Source organism: Rhizobium sp. TH2 (assembly GCF_024707525.1).
Lineage (GTDB): Bacteria > Pseudomonadota > Alphaproteobacteria > Rhizobiales > Rhizobiaceae > Rhizobium_E.
Genome location: NZ_CP062231.1, coordinates 4,118,449 through 4,134,340 on the forward strand (window position 1 = coordinate 4,118,449; position 15,892 = coordinate 4,134,340).

At 61.8% G+C, this 15,892-nt stretch carries 15 protein-coding genes; 7 read left to right on the top strand and 8 right to left on the bottom strand.

The genetic code is table 11. The annotated features are described in order from the left end of the window. Positions 1-13: 13 nt before the first annotated feature. From IHQ71_RS20420 to IHQ71_RS20430, 3 genes are all read right to left on the bottom strand, one after another. Positions 14-982 (bottom strand): aliphatic sulfonate ABC transporter substrate-binding protein, encoded by a 969-nt coding sequence (locus tag IHQ71_RS20420; RefSeq protein ID WP_258158265.1) that lies wholly within the window; start codon positions 980-982, stop codon positions 14-16. 40 nt (positions 983-1,022) lie between these two features. Then, on the bottom strand, positions 1,023-1,985 hold the full coding sequence (locus tag IHQ71_RS20425) for an aliphatic sulfonate ABC transporter substrate-binding protein (protein ID WP_258158266.1): 963 nt from the start codon (positions 1,983-1,985) through the stop codon (positions 1,023-1,025). Positions 1,986-2,197: 212 nt separating this feature from the next. After that, positions 2,198-3,646 (bottom strand): FAD/NAD(P)-binding protein, encoded by a 1,449-nt coding sequence (locus tag IHQ71_RS20430; RefSeq protein WP_374990045.1) that lies wholly within the window; start codon positions 3,644-3,646, stop codon positions 2,198-2,200. Positions 3,647-3,756: 110 nt separating this feature from the next. Here IHQ71_RS20430 and IHQ71_RS20435 point away from each other — a divergent pair, with 110 nt between their 5' ends. Continuing rightward, entirely contained in the window at positions 3,757-4,302 is a 546-nt protein-coding gene (locus IHQ71_RS20435; RefSeq protein WP_258158267.1) for a flavin reductase family protein, read from the top strand. Between the two features lie 14 nt (positions 4,303-4,316). Here IHQ71_RS20435 and IHQ71_RS20440 read toward each other — a convergent pair whose 3' ends face one another. The 5 genes from IHQ71_RS20440 to IHQ71_RS20460 all read right to left on the bottom strand — a co-directional run bounded on the left by IHQ71_RS20440 (position 4,317) and on the right by IHQ71_RS20460 (position 9,288). Beyond that, entirely contained in the window at positions 4,317-4,511 is a 195-nt protein-coding gene (locus IHQ71_RS20440; RefSeq protein WP_258158268.1) for a hypothetical protein, read from the bottom strand. A 65-nt stretch (positions 4,512-4,576) separates the two neighbouring features. Next, positions 4,577-7,252, bottom strand: a complete 2,676-nt coding sequence (locus IHQ71_RS20445; protein WP_258158269.1) for an EAL domain-containing protein — start codon at positions 7,250-7,252, stop codon at positions 4,577-4,579. Positions 7,253-7,423: 171 nt separating this feature from the next. After that, positions 7,424-7,756: an SH3 domain-containing protein gene (locus IHQ71_RS20450; protein ID WP_258158270.1), complete on the bottom strand. Its 333-nt coding sequence runs from the start codon at positions 7,754-7,756 to the stop codon at positions 7,424-7,426. 736 nt (positions 7,757-8,492) lie between these two features. Beyond that, complete coding sequence (locus IHQ71_RS20455) at positions 8,493-8,969, bottom strand: type II toxin-antitoxin system YhaV family toxin (protein ID WP_258158271.1); 477 nt, start codon at positions 8,967-8,969, stop codon at positions 8,493-8,495. Continuing rightward, a complete protein-coding gene (locus IHQ71_RS20460) occupies positions 8,962-9,288 on the bottom strand; it encodes a type II toxin-antitoxin system PrlF family antitoxin (protein WP_258158272.1) in 327 nt (108 codons plus the stop codon). The genes IHQ71_RS20455 and IHQ71_RS20460 overlap by 8 nt, the downstream gene beginning before the upstream one ends. Before the next feature lie 152 nt (positions 9,289-9,440). Here IHQ71_RS20460 and rfbF point away from each other — a divergent pair, with 152 nt between their 5' ends. From rfbF to IHQ71_RS20490, 6 genes are all read left to right on the top strand, one after another. Next, the gene (gene rfbF / locus IHQ71_RS20465; protein WP_258158273.1) at positions 9,441-10,211 is read left to right on the top strand and encodes a glucose-1-phosphate cytidylyltransferase; all 771 of its coding nucleotides are present in this window, start codon (positions 9,441-9,443) and stop codon (positions 10,209-10,211) included. A 4-nt stretch (positions 10,212-10,215) separates the two neighbouring features. Then, a complete protein-coding gene (gene rfbG, locus IHQ71_RS20470) occupies positions 10,216-11,289 on the top strand; it encodes a CDP-glucose 4,6-dehydratase (RefSeq protein WP_258158274.1) in 1,074 nt (357 codons plus the stop codon). 223 nt (positions 11,290-11,512) lie between these two features. After that, positions 11,513-12,073, top strand: a complete 561-nt coding sequence (locus IHQ71_RS20475) for a dTDP-4-dehydrorhamnose 3,5-epimerase family protein (RefSeq protein ID WP_258158275.1) — start codon at positions 11,513-11,515, stop codon at positions 12,071-12,073. Further along, positions 12,070-13,296: a class I SAM-dependent methyltransferase gene (locus IHQ71_RS20480; RefSeq protein WP_258158276.1), complete on the top strand. Its 1,227-nt coding sequence runs from the start codon at positions 12,070-12,072 to the stop codon at positions 13,294-13,296. Before IHQ71_RS20475 ends, IHQ71_RS20480 begins: the two co-directional genes overlap by 4 nt. Before the next feature lie 87 nt (positions 13,297-13,383). Then, the gene (locus IHQ71_RS20485; protein ID WP_258158277.1) at positions 13,384-14,571 is read left to right on the top strand and encodes a glycosyltransferase; all 1,188 of its coding nucleotides are present in this window, start codon (positions 13,384-13,386) and stop codon (positions 14,569-14,571) included. 57 nt (positions 14,572-14,628) lie between these two features. After that, a complete protein-coding gene (locus tag IHQ71_RS20490; RefSeq protein ID WP_258158278.1) occupies positions 14,629-15,837 on the top strand; it encodes a glycosyltransferase family 2 protein in 1,209 nt (402 codons plus the stop codon). The last annotated feature ends 55 nt before the right edge of the window (positions 15,838-15,892 follow it).

Below are 15,892 nucleotides of genomic sequence, written 5' to 3' on the forward strand. Positions count from 1 at the left end.
GCCGCGGCGCGCCTCAAGAGGCGCGCGGTCGCCAGACGATATCGCTGATGTTGAGTTTCTTCGGCAGGATGCCGAGTCCGTGGAACTCGTCGGCAAGCGCCTGCTGGTAGGTCACGGCCTCGTCGGTCAGCGGGTAGACCCTGCCGAGGTCGGCACCGGGCCGGTTGAGCACGATGCGGGTCACGTCTTCCTTGACGCCGGTGATCGCCGAAAGCGCCTTGATCGTCTCGTCGAGATTGGACTGGGCCGCGGTGCCGACCTTGGTCAGTTCGTCGATCACCTCCTCCACGATCTCCGGATTGGCATTCGTGAAATCGGTGTTGCCGAGATAGAAGCTCCAGGATTGGACGATGCCGTCCGCCGTGGTCAGGACGCGGGTGTCCGGATCGGCTTCGGCAATCGCGTAGTAGGGATCCCAGATCGCCCAGGCATCGATCGAATTGGTCTTGAACGCCGCAGCCGCATCCGGCGGCGGCAGGTCCACGGCGTCCACGTCGCCGAGCGCGAGACCGGCCTTGCGGAGCGCCTTGACGGTAAAGTTATGCGCACTGGAACCACGCTTGAAGGCGACCTTCTTGCCCTTGAGGTCTTCCAGTTTCTGGATCTGCGAATCCTTGTGAACGAGAATTGCCGATCCGGTGGACGGCCCCCTATAGGCGCCGACATAGAGAAGGTTGCCACCCGCCGCCTGGGCGAAAAGCGGCGGCACGTCGCCGGTCGGGCCGAAGTCGAGCGCATCGGCGCCGAGCGCTTCGAGCAGCGGCGGGCCCGAGGTGAACTCCGCCCAGGTGACCCCGACGCCGCGCGGAGCCAGCCGCTTCTCGAGCGAGCCGAGGCTCTTGGCGAGCGCAAGCACGCCGTTCTTCTGCCAGCCGATCCGGAATGTGGTGGCCGTGGCTGCCTGCGCCGTACGGATGTTCGGCATGGCAAGCGCGGCGCCCGCCGCTCCGATGAGCCCCAAAGTCTGCCTGCGTGTGAACATCGTCGCTTCCTTTCTCTCTCTTGCCGTGATTGGCCTCGCGTCAGGCGCCCTTCGGTCGCCAGACGATGTCGTTGATGGTGAGCTGCCTGGGCAGGACGCCCAGCTTGAAGAAATCGTCGGCGAGTGCCTGCTGGTAGGTCACGGCATCGTCGGTGACGGTTCCCACCTTGCCGAGGTCGGAGCCGGCGCGGGTCAGCGTCACCTTGGTGATTTCCTCCGAAACGCCGGTCAGCGCCGAAAGCGCCTTCGCCGTGCCGTCGAGATCGGCTTGAGCTGCCGCGCCGACCTTGGCCAGTTCGTTGATCAGTTCGATGACGATCTCAGGATTGGCGGCGACGAAATCGCCGTTGCCGAGCCAATAGCCCCAGGCTTCGACGATGCCCTCGGACGTGACGAGCAGCCGCGCCTGCGGATCGGATTCGGCGACCGCGAAGAATGGATCCCAGATGGCCCACGCATCGATCGAACCGTTCTTGAATGCAGCAGCCGCATCCGGCGGCGGCAGATCGACATTCTCGACGTCGTCAGGTGTCAGGCCGACAGTCGCCAGCGCCTTGAAGGCAAAGTTGTGGGCGCTCGAGCCGCGCTTGTACGCGACCTTTTTGCCCTTGAGATCGTCCAGCTTCTGGATCGGCGAGTCCTTGTGGACGAGAATGCCGTGGAATGCCGCCGGCGGCCTGTAGGTGCCGACATAGAGTAGGTTTCCGCCGGCTGCCTGGGCGAAGAGCGGCGGCACGTCGCCGGTCGGGCCGAAATCGAGCGCATTGGCGCCGAGCGCTTCGAGAAGCGGCGGTCCCGAATTGAATTCCGACCACTCGATCGTCACGCCTTTCGATGCCAGACGCTTTTCCAGCGCGCCGTTCTGCTTGGCAAGCGCCAGCACGCCGAATTTCTGCCAGCCGATGCGAAGCGTCACGGCGGCGCGTGCCGCCTTTACCTGCGGCAACGTGAAGGCTGCTGCGGCGGCGCCGAGAAGGCCGAGTGTATGTCTCCGAGTGATCATGGAAGCTGCTCCTGGTCTGTTCCACGGTTATGAGAACGGCGGTCCTGAGCATGTTCGTTCTCGATTGCATTATATTGATATAGTCTATCAAATTTATCGAGATAATAAATTTCTAAATTGAATGCGCTTTTCGGATCAGAATTCCAGATATCGAGAACTGGAGGATTCACGATCCAAAAAAGTGCAAACTTCCAAAATCGCCTTCGGAGGAATCAAGCGGCGTCCGTTGCAGACTCGCCGCGTGCGCCGACAATCGCCAGCGCCACTTCCGAGGCCACGAAGGCCGCATGCTCGGAGACCTGCGGCAGCCCCATCAACTCGCCGAACGTGCCTCGCGCCAGCGGTCCCGCTATGTAAAGCCCGGACGTCGCCTCACCACTACCGCTCGTCGCGAGGGCGTGGTCGTCGCAGGCAATGCCGAGGCGGGCGGGATCGGCTGTGATAAGTCCTGCAGAGGAAAGGCCGGCGAGATAAGGCTGGCTTTCGATGATACCGCCATGTGCCGGACCCGTGGTCACCACGACAGCATCGAAGTCGCGGATCAACGTGCCGCGCTGATGGGCGAGCCTGAGGACCGTCCTGATCTTCGGGCCATTGTAACAGACGGCTCCGACGGAGGCCGCGAGCACTTCCAGCTGGCCCGAAGCAATCGCACTATCGACGCTGGCCTCGATCTGCGGTGCGATGCGGAAGCGGTGTACGTCCCAGAAAGGCCTGAGATGACGGACCAGCCGCTTCCGTTCCTCGATCGACAGGTTGGTCCAGATCTGCAGGCCCTGCGCCCGCACGGCATCGATCACCGCGTGCCAGCTGAGATCGAAGATGGCGGCATCGCGGATCGCCTCGCGGATGCGTTTCGACAGAAGCCGGGCCGAGCGGATGGGACGGGCGGTGAAATCGCCGAACGCTTCCTGCACTTTTGGCGCGTGGCCGCGCGAACGCAGGCCGCGGCGCGATACTGCGGTAATCGGCCCCTTGTGGCCTCCGTCTACGAGCGCAGCGATCACATCGGCCGATGTCAGGCCGTTGCCGACGACAAGAACGGCATCGTCCGGACGCACCGGCTTCAGTGCGTCGGGTTTCGTCGCATCGGCGATGAAGCGCGGATGGCCTTCGAGAAATGCGGCGAGCGGTTTGGGCGCCGCCGGCGAAGGATGGCTTGTGGCGATGACGACGTAGTCGGCCTCGACCGTGCTTCCGTCCTCCGTATCGATTCGCCACCGGCCGCCGATTGGCTCCATGCGAATCACGGATGTCCTGACATGTTCGATCCGTCCGGATCTGATCAGCGGCGAGACCTGGGCGTGCACATAGTCCCCGAACACCCGCCGGCGCGGATAGATGCTGCCATCCGGCCAAATGACCTTCTCGTCGCCCGCCACCGCGTCGTTTTCGGTGATCCACTGGGTGAAGCCCTCGGGCTCGGTGGGATCGAGGCTCATCTTCGCCGCCGGCACATTGATCCGGTGCACGGGATCGAGCGTTTCGTAGGCCACGCCCATACCAACCTTTTCGCGCGGTTCGAACACCACGACACGGGCGTCCAGCCCCTCATCGCGTCCGAGATGATAGGCGACCGCAGCTCCGGTGAATCCGCCACCGATTATGGCGATCACCGCCCTTGCATCCACTTGCGCCACGTTCAACACTGCCTTCTGCATCATAGTCACAATATATTGTCTATAAAATTTATTGACAATACGGATTTTGCAACTAGGTTCCTGCCAGAGTGCCGCATGCCGGCGATCGAGACAAGACATGGAGAATGCCAATGACGCTGGCTCAAAACGCGGCCCGTTCCTCGGATGAGAACGCCTTTCCCGCCAATGCCTTCACGGCCGACGTTGCCAATGTGAAAGGTGCGATGCGAAGCCTGGCCGGCGGCATCTCCGTCATTACGGCCGGCGTCGGCGATGACCGCACTGGCGCGACCGTGACCACGGCAACCGCGCTTTCCATGGACCCGCCGACCATGATCGTCAACATCAACAAGAGCTCATCGTCATGGCCGGTAATCGAACGTCACCGCCATTTCTGCGTCAACATCCTGTCGACCGAGCAGCAGGGCGTTGCGGAGAAATTTGCCGGCTTTGGCGGCGTCAAGGGTCTCGCCCGTTATGATGGCGCCGAATGGATCACGCTCGAAAGCGGCGCGCCGGTGCTGGCCGACGCGCTTGCTGCTATCGATTGCGAAGTCGAGGAAATCATCGAACGCCACAGCCACGCCATCATCATCGGCCGCGCAGTCGCGGTACTCAAGGGCGAAGGCCGTTCGCTGGTCTATAGCGGCGGAAAGTTCGGCCATTTCGCCGAATAAGATCGCCGGTCGCGCTATTCAGGCAAGTTCTGCTTCGCGCCCGCGCTTTTTCCATCCGAGCTTTTCGACCGCTCCTCGAAGCGATCCTTGCCCTTGGCGAGTTCGGAACCCATGCGGGCCTCCGTCTTCTTCTCGTCCTCGCGTGTGCTTTTCTTGAAAGCGCGCGCAGCCTGGCGGCCTTTTTCGGTTGGTGCTTGTTCGATGCCCATGATCATTCCTCCAGTTTCCTGGTCATGAACGCGAACTGCACATTGTTGTTCCGGCGGCGTTCGAATCAGGCCGACCGCACGGCCTCGGTAGCCTTGAGCCAGCGCCGTTCGCGGATGAAGCCGAGCAGGTCGCCAGGCGCCATGGGCCGAGCAAGTCCGTAGCCCTGCAGCGTATGACAGCCGAGGTCGCGCAGGATTTCGGCATGCGCCATGGTCTCGACGCCCTCCGCGACGATCTCGATGCCGCGCGAGCGGCCGATATCGATGATCGAACTGACGAGCTGTTGCTGGGAGCGGGATTCGAGAAGCGGAATGATCAACTGGCGGTCGATCTTGAGCCGGCGCGGCGTAAGCTTGAGAAGCGTCACGATCGAGGCATGGCCGGAGCCGAAATCGTCGATCTCGATGTCGGCGCCGAGCGCCTTCAGCCGTTCGATCTGGTGGATCAGTCCGGCATCGTCGCCGTCGAAGGAAATCGATTCGAGAAGTTCGAAGGAGAGCGACCCCGGCCTGAATTCGAGGCTTTCGAGCCGCTGGAACAGGCTCGCATCCCTCAGCCGCTGGGCCGAGACATTGACGGAAACTTTCGGCACAGGGAAGCCTGCCGCCGCCAGCCGGAACTGCTGCAGCAGCGCCTGGTTGAGCACGATGGCATCGATCTGCGAGACGACCTTGAGGCTCTCGGCGATCCTGAGGAACTTGTCCGGCGTCAGGATGCCCTTGGTCGGATGGTCCCAGCGCACCAAGGCCTCGAGGCCGACGATCTCCAGCGTCTTCGCGTCGAATTGCGGCTGGAAGTAAGCGACGAATTCGTTCTGCTCCAGCCCGCGCAGGATCTCGTCGGCTGTCTTCTTGGTGTTGACGGCGACCTGGCGGAGCGTATCCGTAAACCATTCGACGCGATTGCGCCCGGAGCGCTTGGCCTCGTAAAGCGCGATATCGGCATTGACCAGCAGCTGCCCGATGCCCTCGTCGCCGCCGGTGCGCGAGGCGATGCCGATCGAGGTGCCGACCCGACATTCGTGGCCTTCATGGATGAGCGGGCGCGAGATGGCATCGACCAGCCGGGTCGCAAGCTCCATATAGTCCTGGCCGGCATTGGCGGCGCTGGAAATGATGACGAATTCGTCGCCGCCGATGCGGGCGAGGAAGTCGCCTTCGAAAATGTTGGCGCTGAGCGTCGTCGCGGCATGCTTGAGGATGCGGTCGCCCGCCGCGTGACCGAGCGTGTCGTTGATATCCTTGAAGCGGTCGAGATCGATATGCATGATCGTCAGCCGCGGCTCGCGCTTGGCGCTGAGTTCATGCTCGGTGACGATCCGATCGAGATAGCGCCGGTTGGGAAGACCGGTCAGGGCATCGTGCATGGCGGCACTTTCCATGACCAGCCGTGCCTGTTCCAGCTGCGCATTCTGGATATCTGCATGCCGATTGGCATTGCGCAGGTCTTCCTGCAGCCGCACGTCGCCGGTCACGTCCCAATTGACGCCGACGATCTTCTTGTGGCCCCGCGAATCCCGGTAAGCCGTGCCCATCGCCCTGATATGGCGGATATCGCCGTTGCGGGAGATGACGCGGAAATCCGAATTGTACTGGCCCTCGGACTCGATCGCCCGGGCGAATTCGGTCTCGCACTTGGCGAAGTCGTCGGGATGCAGCGCGCCCTTCCAATCGCTGTAGCTGGCCTTGCCGCCGGACGGATGGACGTCGTAGAGGTCCATCATCCGTTCGTCCCAGATCAGTTCCCCGGTCACGGCGTTGAAATCCCAGACGCCGATCTTGGATGTCTCGAGCGCGATGTCGAGCCGCTGCGACAGGACCCGCATCGCTTCCTCGCGCTCCTGCAGCGCCCGGACATGCCTGACCCGCTCTTCGGTGAGACGGCCGGTCCACAGCATGGGTGCGACGACGATGAAGCCACCCAGCGCAAGCAGCAAGCGGAAAAGCCAGACCTCGGAAAGCGGTTGGCTCCAGCCGGCCTTCGGCACGGCGGCGAGCTGCCAGTCCTCATGACCGAGCTTGACCGTCATGACCACCGGATTTTGTTCGAAGATGCTGTCGTCACCGAAGAAGGGGCGGCGTTCGCTTCCGGCCTTGGTGGCGGCCATGGCGACATCGATGCCGAGGCTCGCCGCGCGGAGCCCGCTTTCGGCATAGAGCTTATCGACGTCGATGACAACGGAGACGATGCCCCAGAAGTGATCGCTGCCATCGGGCAGTTCATTGATCACTGGAAAGCGCGCGATCACGCCCTCGCCGCCCTGGACGAGCTTGACCGGACCGGTCAGCAGCAGGCGGCGAGTATCGCGCACCTTGAGCGCCGCGATGCGCTGGGCGTCGTTTTTCGTGTAGTCGAGGCCGATCACCCGCTCGTTGCCGTGGATGGGATAGATCATGGAGACGACGAAATCCGGCGCCGCCGCGACATTGCGGATCGGCGTATCGCCCTGGATGATGTGGCTGCCCAATTCCGCGAAGCGCTTCTGCGACATATCAGGCTCGGTCTCGAGCGTCGCGACATAGCCCTGCACCAGCTTCACATTGCCGTTGATGTTGTTTTCAAGACGGGTCCTGATCCTGCCCAGTTCCTCGGTCGCGGCCTGGCGGATCTTGCCTTCCTCGATCGTCCGCATCTGCATATCGGCAAAGATAATGACTGCGGACATCGCGAGAAAGGCGACAAACGCCGGCAGATAGTGGGGTGTGAAGAAGCGTCGGAACGGCGAAAAGACGTCATCCAAGTCCCGGTCTTGATCTGAATTGCTCGCCGTCATCGATCGCCTGCGCTCTTGCTGGCGTGGGCGGCGCCGGCAAAGATATGGGTAATGACCTGATATTTCACGTTTGCCTTAATAATCCCTTGCGGGAGGAGACGCGACAATTCAGGTACCCATACAGCGAAACGCCAGTCTTCAGAGCGTCAGGCGCAGCGGATTGATACGCTTGCGCAGGACCTTGCGGGGACCATCCGCCGACCATGTCATGGTCTTGGCCGGCACCCAGCCGCGCTGGCCGTCGGATTGGACTTCGCACCAGTTCATGTCTGTCTGACAGCCGAGCACGTTGAGGCCCTGGCCCCAGGTGACGATTCCGATGCGGGGATATTCCTTCGACGGGCCGCCATAGAGCAGCATCGAATTGCGGGCGAGCGCGATATCGTCCTTTGCGGTCGAATCGGCCGCGAAGGCCGTGCCTGAAAAGACACACAGAGAAAAAATCGTAGCAGTCACAATACGGGCGAGCATGACCAATCTCCAGCCACACGGCGAAACCCCGAGAGTTCCACCATTCTGATGTTGTGACTGGGAAATCCGATATCAAGGGCAATGGTTCCCGAGAAAATGAAAAAACTCTTGACACACGAAAATGTGATGTTGCAGCCGCGTTGGAATTGGTGCAGGTGCGTCGGCTTTTTCCCGGCTGGAGCCCAATTCTATCGCTATCGACATGCTCTCTTCTTTTGTGCAGCAGGCACAACTCTTCGTTCACGCGGGCGGTTCCGCTCCGTGGTTTGACCATGCACGTCCTCGATCCCCTTGCGCCTCGCATGAAGGATCGGCCGGGGCACGTTTCCGTGCCGAGTTATATGGCTGCCTTGCGGCAGCCGGTAAGACACGTCGCCGTGCCCCGTTCGGTGTATTTTCATCCGCGAACTCGGTCGTCTGCGCCCGTCCTGACCCCGGACCAGAAATTTCCGGGGGGACGGGCTTGTGTGCGGTACAACGCACGCCACGCGTACTTGGCCTTTGCAGGCGGTACCCGGGGGAGACCCCTTCTCGCGGACGCCTGAAGCGGGACTTTACGTCGTCTTCCCGCAACAGGCACCGGTTCCGCCTCGCCCGCATCGCCATGCGGGGTAGCCGAGGGCAGAACGGGGTGATTGTGCCACGGAGTTGGAGAAATGGGAAGATGAAAGAGGATTATTTTCCTACAATCAGGATAATCATTTGATTCTCAATGTGACTTGTTTGCGATTGAGATCTAGATATCGTGGTTCAAGGTCGAGGAAGCCGCCCGCGCTTCCTTTAGCAGCGTCGCCCAATCATCTGGCGGATGGCCCCGGTCCAGCATTTTCCTGAAAGTTCGATAGGCATCGTTCTTGCTCTCATACGCGCGCTTGGTGTCCTCGTCGTTCACCCAGGCGAGAATGATGATCTTCTCCCTTTCACTGAAGCGGAAGAAGAGCCGATACTGCTGGAGAAATTTTGCACGGAACCAGTGCTTGTAATCCTCGCCAAGAGTGGTGCCTTGCCGAAACTGTGGATCGAAGGGATCGTTGGGAATTTCTCGGAACGCCACCTTTCGCATCGCACGCAGGATTTTTGTGCAACGTTTCGATTCGAAGTTCTCAGGATCGACCGCACGCGCCTTCCTGACCTCCTCTATCATACGATTTTGTTGATCAAGAAATAGCGGATGGAGATAGATACGCCATCCATTAATGCTGACCTCAGTCATCCTTGAGAGGCTCATCCAGATCGATATCAACATCGCCGATGAGTTCATCGATCTCGTCAAGCATCTCCTGTGTAAACGGCACGAGATTCTGCGGATTGTTGGCAATATCGCGCTCCAGAAATTCCAGGAACTTCGCGATAACCGGATCTTCCTCGGGGTCATCCACCTTCGGCTCGATGACAACCGTTCCGTCCGGCATGCCCTTGAAAACGATCGCCCCCTTGCTGACGCCCAGCATTTTCCGGATCGCCGCAGGTATGGTCGTCTGGCCGCGTTCGGTGATGGTTGCTTCGATCTCCAGTGTTGGGCGAACGTTCATGGGAGCACTCCTGCGCTGTTGAACAGAAGTAATGCAAATGCATTACCCCGTCAAGACGCAGCCACTCCAGTTCCCCGAAAGCTTCGCCGGCCAAAATGGAGTAGAACAGGATCCCGCATGATGCGGGCGATTCGGATGGCGAGAGAAGCGCGATGAAGGCGGTCATTCTGGCAGGCGGGCTCGGCTCGCGGCTGGCCGAGGAAACCCAGACACGGCCCAAGCCCATGGTGGAGATCGGCGGCCGGCCGATCCTCTGGCATGTGATGAAGATCTATTATGCCCATGGCATCCGCGACTTCGTGATCTGCTGCGGTTTCAAGGGCTATATGATCAAGGAATACTTCGCCAATTACGGGCTGCATATGTCCGATATCACCTTCGATCTCGCGGAGAACCGGCTGGAATTTCATCGCCAGAACGCCGAGGCCTGGCGGGTGACGCTGGTCGATACCGGCGAGAACTCGATGACGGGCGGACGGCTGAAGCGCGTGGCGCCCTACCTTCAGGGCGGCGAGGATTTCTGCTTCACCTATGGCGACGGCGTATCTAGCACCGACATTTCGGCGACAATCGCCTTCCACAAGAAGCACGGCAAGATGGCGACCGTCACCGCCGTGCGACCCCCTGCCCGCTTCGGGGCGCTGCGCTTCGAGGGCGACGATGTGACCGGCTTCGTCGAGAAGCCCGAGGGCGAAGGCGGCTATATCAATGGCGGCTTCTTCGTGCTCAACCCCTCGGTACTCGACCGGATCGAGGCCGACCATACGAGCTTCGAGGGCGAGCCGCTGACCGGACTGGCCGAAGAGGGTCAGCTCAAGGCCTGGTTCCACGACGGCTTCTGGCAGCCGATGGACACGCTGCGCGACAAGATACAGCTTGAGAACCTCTGGCAGACGGGCACGCCGCCCTGGAAGGTGTGGTGACGCGATGGGTTTCTGGCGCGGTAAAAGAGTTCTGCTGACCGGCCATACCGGCTTCAAGGGCGCGTGGCTGCATTTCTGGTTGAAGCAACTCGGCGCGCATGTGCAGGGCCTGTCGCATGCGCCGGCGACCGATCCCTCGCTCTTTGACCTGCTCGCCAATGACGGCGCTCATGCCAAGGGCCTGGTCGATATCCGCGACCGCGTGGCGGTGCTGGCGCGGGTGCATGAGGCCAATCCCGAGATCGTCTTCCACCTCGCCGCCCAGCCGCTGGTGCGGGCGGGTTATCGCGAGCCGGTCGAGACGTTCGAGACCAATGTGCAGGGCACGGTGAACCTGCTCGATGCACTGCGCGTGGCGCCCGACCTGCGCGCGATCGTCGTCGTCACCACCGACAAGGTCTATGAGAATCCTGAAAGTGCGGAGCCTTTCGTCGAGGAAGATCCACTGGGCGGACACGATCCGTATTCAGCCTCCAAGGCGGCCGCCGATATCGTCACCGCGAGCTACCGACGGTCCTTCTTCCTGCCGCGCGGCGTGGGGCTGGCGACGGCACGCGCCGGCAACGTGATCGGCGGCGGCGACTGGGCGGCCGACCGGCTGATCCCCGACGCAGTACGGGCGCTTAGCTCGGGCCAGGTGCTCGACATCCGGCGGCCGGATGCGGTGCGGCCGTGGCAGCATGTGCTCGAACCGCTCAAGGGCTATATGCTGCTGGCCGAGAAGCTGTGGAACGCACCGGAAGCCGGGCCGGCCTATAATTTCGGCCCCGATCCCGAAAGCACCGCGACGGTACGCGAGATACTGGAACTCTCCGCACCCTATTTCTCGCTCGGCAATATCGGCTGGGGCGACGGCAGCGACGGGCCACACGAGGCGGGCTTGTTGACGCTCGACAGCACCAAGGCCGCCGACGAACTGGGCTTCGCGCCGCGGTTTACGCTCAGCGAGACCGTGGATCGCACGTGGCGCTGGTATCGCAGCCTTCACGAAGGCAAATCGGCGTCGGATTTGTGCCTCGCGGACCTCATCGCGTTTGAGGGCGGACGGCTGGATATGGGCCAAAGGGCGACGGCGTGATGCGAGCCGATGACGCCGTGCCTCGGGGCACCCCTCTCTGCCCTGCCGGGCATCTCCCCTTCAAGGGGGGAGATTGGATAGGGGGACCCGCTCACCACACATTCAACCTTCTGAACGGCGCGGGCGGTGCAACAGGCTTCCAATCTCCCCCCTTGAGGGGGAGATGTCACGAAGTGACAGAGGGGGGTGCCCCCACACGCCGACGCATCCGGGCACACGCCGCATGACCCGCTTCGAAACCATCGACACTTCTCTCTCTGGCCTCAAACTCCTTCGTCGCAAACGCTTCGGCGACCACAGGGGCTATCTCACGCGGCTCTACGATGCCGAGGAACTCACAGAGATCGGCTGGACCGGTGGCATCCACCAGATCAACGAGACCGGCACGGCCGAGCGGGGCACGGTGCGCGGTTTCCACTACCAGACGCCGCCGTTCAGCGAGGCCAAGCTGATTGCCTGCACACGGGGGAAAATCCTCGATGTGGCGGTGGATATCAGGCGCGGCTCGCCGACTTTTCTCCGGCATTTCGCAGCGGAACTTTCCGAGGAAAACGACCTGTCCTTCCTGCTGCCCGAGGGATTTGCGCATGGCTACCAGGCGCTGACATCCGATGTGCGCATGATCTATGCCCATTCCGCGCCCTATCGCGCCGAGGCCGAGGCGGGGCTCAACATCGCCGACGAGAGGCTCGGCGTGACATGGCCGCTGCCGGTCGCCAATCTCTCGACCCGCGACCAGGGCTTTGCCATGCTGACAGACGAATTTACGGGAGTGTCCCCATGAAATGCCGGCATTGCGGCCACCAGGAATTCTGGCCGTTTCTCGATCTCGGCACGGCGCCGCCATCCAATTCCTATGTGGCGGAAGAGGCGCTATCCAAACCTGAGCTGTGGTATCCGCTGGTGATCCGCACCTGCGCCCATTGCCTGCTGACCCAGACCGAGGACTTTGCGTCGCGAGAGACGTTCTTTTCCGAGAGCTATGCCTATTTCAGCTCGTTTTCGACATCGTGGTTGAACCACGCGAAAGACTATGTCGAGACGATGACCGCCCGCTTCGGGCTGACGCCGGAGTCGCGCGTGGTCGAGATCGCGGCAAATGACGGCTACCTGCTGCAGTTCGTCAAAGCCAAGGGCATCCAGTGCCTCGGCGTCGAACCGACCACCAGCACGGCGGCGGCCGCGCGGGCCAAGGGGATTGAGATAACAGAGGACTTCTTCGGCGTTTCCCTGGCCGATGAACTCGCCGCGAAGGGCTGGCAAGCCGACCTGGTGGCGGCCAACAATGTGCTGGCGCATGTGCCCGATATCAACGACTTCGTCTCCGGCTTCGCGCGCCTGCTGAAGCCCGAGGGGGTCGCGACCTTCGAATTCCCGCATCTGCTCAACATGGTGGGCGAAAGCCAGTTCGATACGGCCTATCACGAGCACTATTCCTATCTCTCCCTGATCGCGGTGGAGCGGATTTTCTCCGCGAACGGGCTCACCGTCTTCGATGTCGAGACGACGCCCTGGCATGGCGGCAGCCTGCGCGTCTTCGCGTCCCGTACGGATGCGAAAACAAGGCCGGTGCAAGCATCGGTGGCTAGGATGCGCGAGACCGAGGAAAAGGCCGGCATGCGAGAGCGGGCATTCTACGAGGGTTTCCAAGCCGCCGCCGAGCGCGTCCGGAACGATTTCGTCGAATACCTGATCGACTGCCGCAGGAAAGGTCTGAAAGTCGCCGCTTACGGAGCCGCCGCCAAAGGCAACACGCTCCTCAATTTCGGCGGCATCAAGCCCGACCTGATCACCTTCGTGGTGGACAAAAACCCTGCCAAGCAGGGCCAGTATCTGCCGGGGAGCCGCATTCCGGTGGTCGATGAAGTCAGGCTCAAGGCCGAACAACCGGACAGGGTGGTCATACTGCCATGGAATATCGAGACCGAGATCAGGGCACAGCTTTCCTATATAACCGCCTGGGGTGGGAAGTTCGCGACAGCCGTGCCAAGGCTCCGGGAGATGTGACCGGGGCGCCGGCGACCGAGTTAGCGCCGGCCGAGGCGGATGCCGCGCCGGTGGCGGCACCGGCGATCCAGGTCTTCAAACTGCCCGATGCCTGACGTCCCGAAACTTTCGATCTGCGTGCCCTCGCGCAATCGGCAGGACTGTTTCCGCCAGACGATCCTCGACTTGACGGCCAATCCGCGCACCGACGTGGAGTTCGTGTTCGCCGACAATTCCAACGATCCCGACGTGATGGACGGTTTCATGCGCGCGATGAGCGATCCGCGCGTCTGTTATCTGCCTTCGCAGCCTTCACCGCTTTCCATGGTCGACAACTGGGAACGGACCGTCTCGGCCGCGACTGGCGCATGGGTCTGCGTGATCGGCGACGACGACTATGTCGATCCTGATCTTGTCGACTACATCCTCGATATCGAAGCACGCGACGCGGCAGTCGATGCGATCGGCTGGAATCGCGCGCCGTTCCAGTGGCGGTCGGCGCGGACGGACACCAAGTCGGTCCCGTTCTCGCTCGCCAATCGCATCATGCGCCATCCGCTCGGCCAGATAACCGGCCGGCTGTTCGGCTGGCACGGGGCGAGCTACATGCCGCAATGTCCCTATGGCATCTATCACGGCGCGGTGGCACGCCATTCGCTGGACCGGGTGAAGAGCCGCTTTTCCGGCCGCTATTTCGAGCACCCGACGGTCGATTACGACTTCTCGCACAAGATGCTCGCTTGCGTGGAGAACCTCGTCTACATCAACCGACCGATGTCGATACCCGGCGTGGCGAAGAGCAGCAATTCGGCTGCGGTCGGCGATGCAGGCCGGATGCGGCAAGCCGTCGATGCGCATCGCCAGGAGTATGGCACGGAATTCGAAGAGGCAGTGCTGGGCGCCGGCTTTCCCTTCACGGCGGAAACCGGCGTCGCCGGCAATATCATGGCGGCGCAATTCTGGTTCAAGCAGAAATACGGCTATGAGCATGCGGGATGGGAGGGCAACTTCGCCCGTGCAGTCTCCACCGAATGCCAGCTTTGGCTCGAACCGGAGGAGTATGCGCGCCATATTGCCCGTATCCGGGCGGCGTTCGAAGCCTGGGAAGGCGGCAAGTACCTGCATCTGTTCGAGCCGAAATTCGTCGGCACCGCCACGCGTGATCCCTATTGGGGGCTGCTCGAAAATACCCTTCACATCAACCAGGAAGTTGCCGGCGCGGAAACCCCGGCACAGTTCTACCGCGTGCTGCAGGACATCCTACCCGAACGGGCGCTGATCGAATTCACCTTCTGAGCCACTCAAGCCCCGTGAAAGTCATCGTCGCTAGGGTGGCGGAGAACGGAGTTTCCCATGAGCCCCCGGCTTTCCATCTGTGTCCCATCACGTAACCGGCAGGTCTCGTTTCGGCAGACGATCCGCGACCTCTTGGCCAATCCACGGGGCGACGTGGAGTTCGTATTCGCCGACAATTCCGATGACGGCGCGATCATGGACGCGTTCATCGCCGGCCTTGCCGACCCACGCATTCGCTACCTCAAGTCCTCTGACCATCCACTGCCGATGCAGGACAACTGGGATCGGACGATGGCGGCGGCATCCGGCGACTGGATCGTCTTCATCGGCGATGATGACTATGTCGACCCCGATGTCCTCGACACGATTGCCGAGATCGCCGCACGCCGGCCAACGGTCGACGCGGTGGGCTGGAACCGGATGAGCTTCAAGTGGCCGGAATACCGGCCGTTTCGCGGCAACACCTGCCTCTCGCTCGGTAACAGCGTGACGCTCGCCGATCGCGACAAGCAGTTCCGGACGATGTTTCTCTGGGAAGGTGCCGCCCCGATACCGAAGGTCGCTTTCGGCGCCTACCATGGCGCGGTGCGCCGGGACGTGATGGAACGAATCCGGACAACCTTTTGCGGCCGCTATTTCGAGCATCCGACGGTGGATTTCGACTGTTCGTTCAAGCTTCTGCTGACGGCGCGCGAACTCGTCTATATCGACCGGCCCTTTTCGGTGCTCGGCACGACCTCGTCCAGCAACTCGGCGGCGGTCGGACGTTTCGAACGAGTTGGCGAGATTCATGACGAGATGACCGGGCAGGAAGCGTCATACTTCGAGGATCCGGCTTTTCCCTTCACGAGCAGGCTTGGCGTCGCCTCCTCGATCCTCGCCGCGCAACATTGGTTCAAGACGAAATACGGCATCCGCTTCGACGGCTGGGAGGAAAATTTCACCCATGCGCTGGCCATCGACTGCGGCCACGCCGAGGACAAGGTGGGCTTCGACCGGCACGCGGCGCAATGCCGGGACGCGCTCTCCCAATTGCAGGGCGGACGGCTTCTCGCTGCCTTCAATCCACGTTTCCTGCCGCGTCGGAATTCCGGCGTCTATACCGGCCTGCGTGGGCAATATCTCTTCATCGACGAGACGATCGCGGCATGCCGGACGCCGGCGGAGTTCTACGGGATCGCCCAATCGGTCCTGGAACCGCCCTCGGAACTCAAATATCACTTCGACCAGGCAAAGCATCTGACGCCGATGGTGAGCGCCGCCTGACAACTTCCGACAGGTTCAGAAAAGCAACCCGCTCTACGCTCCCGCCAACGGAGCC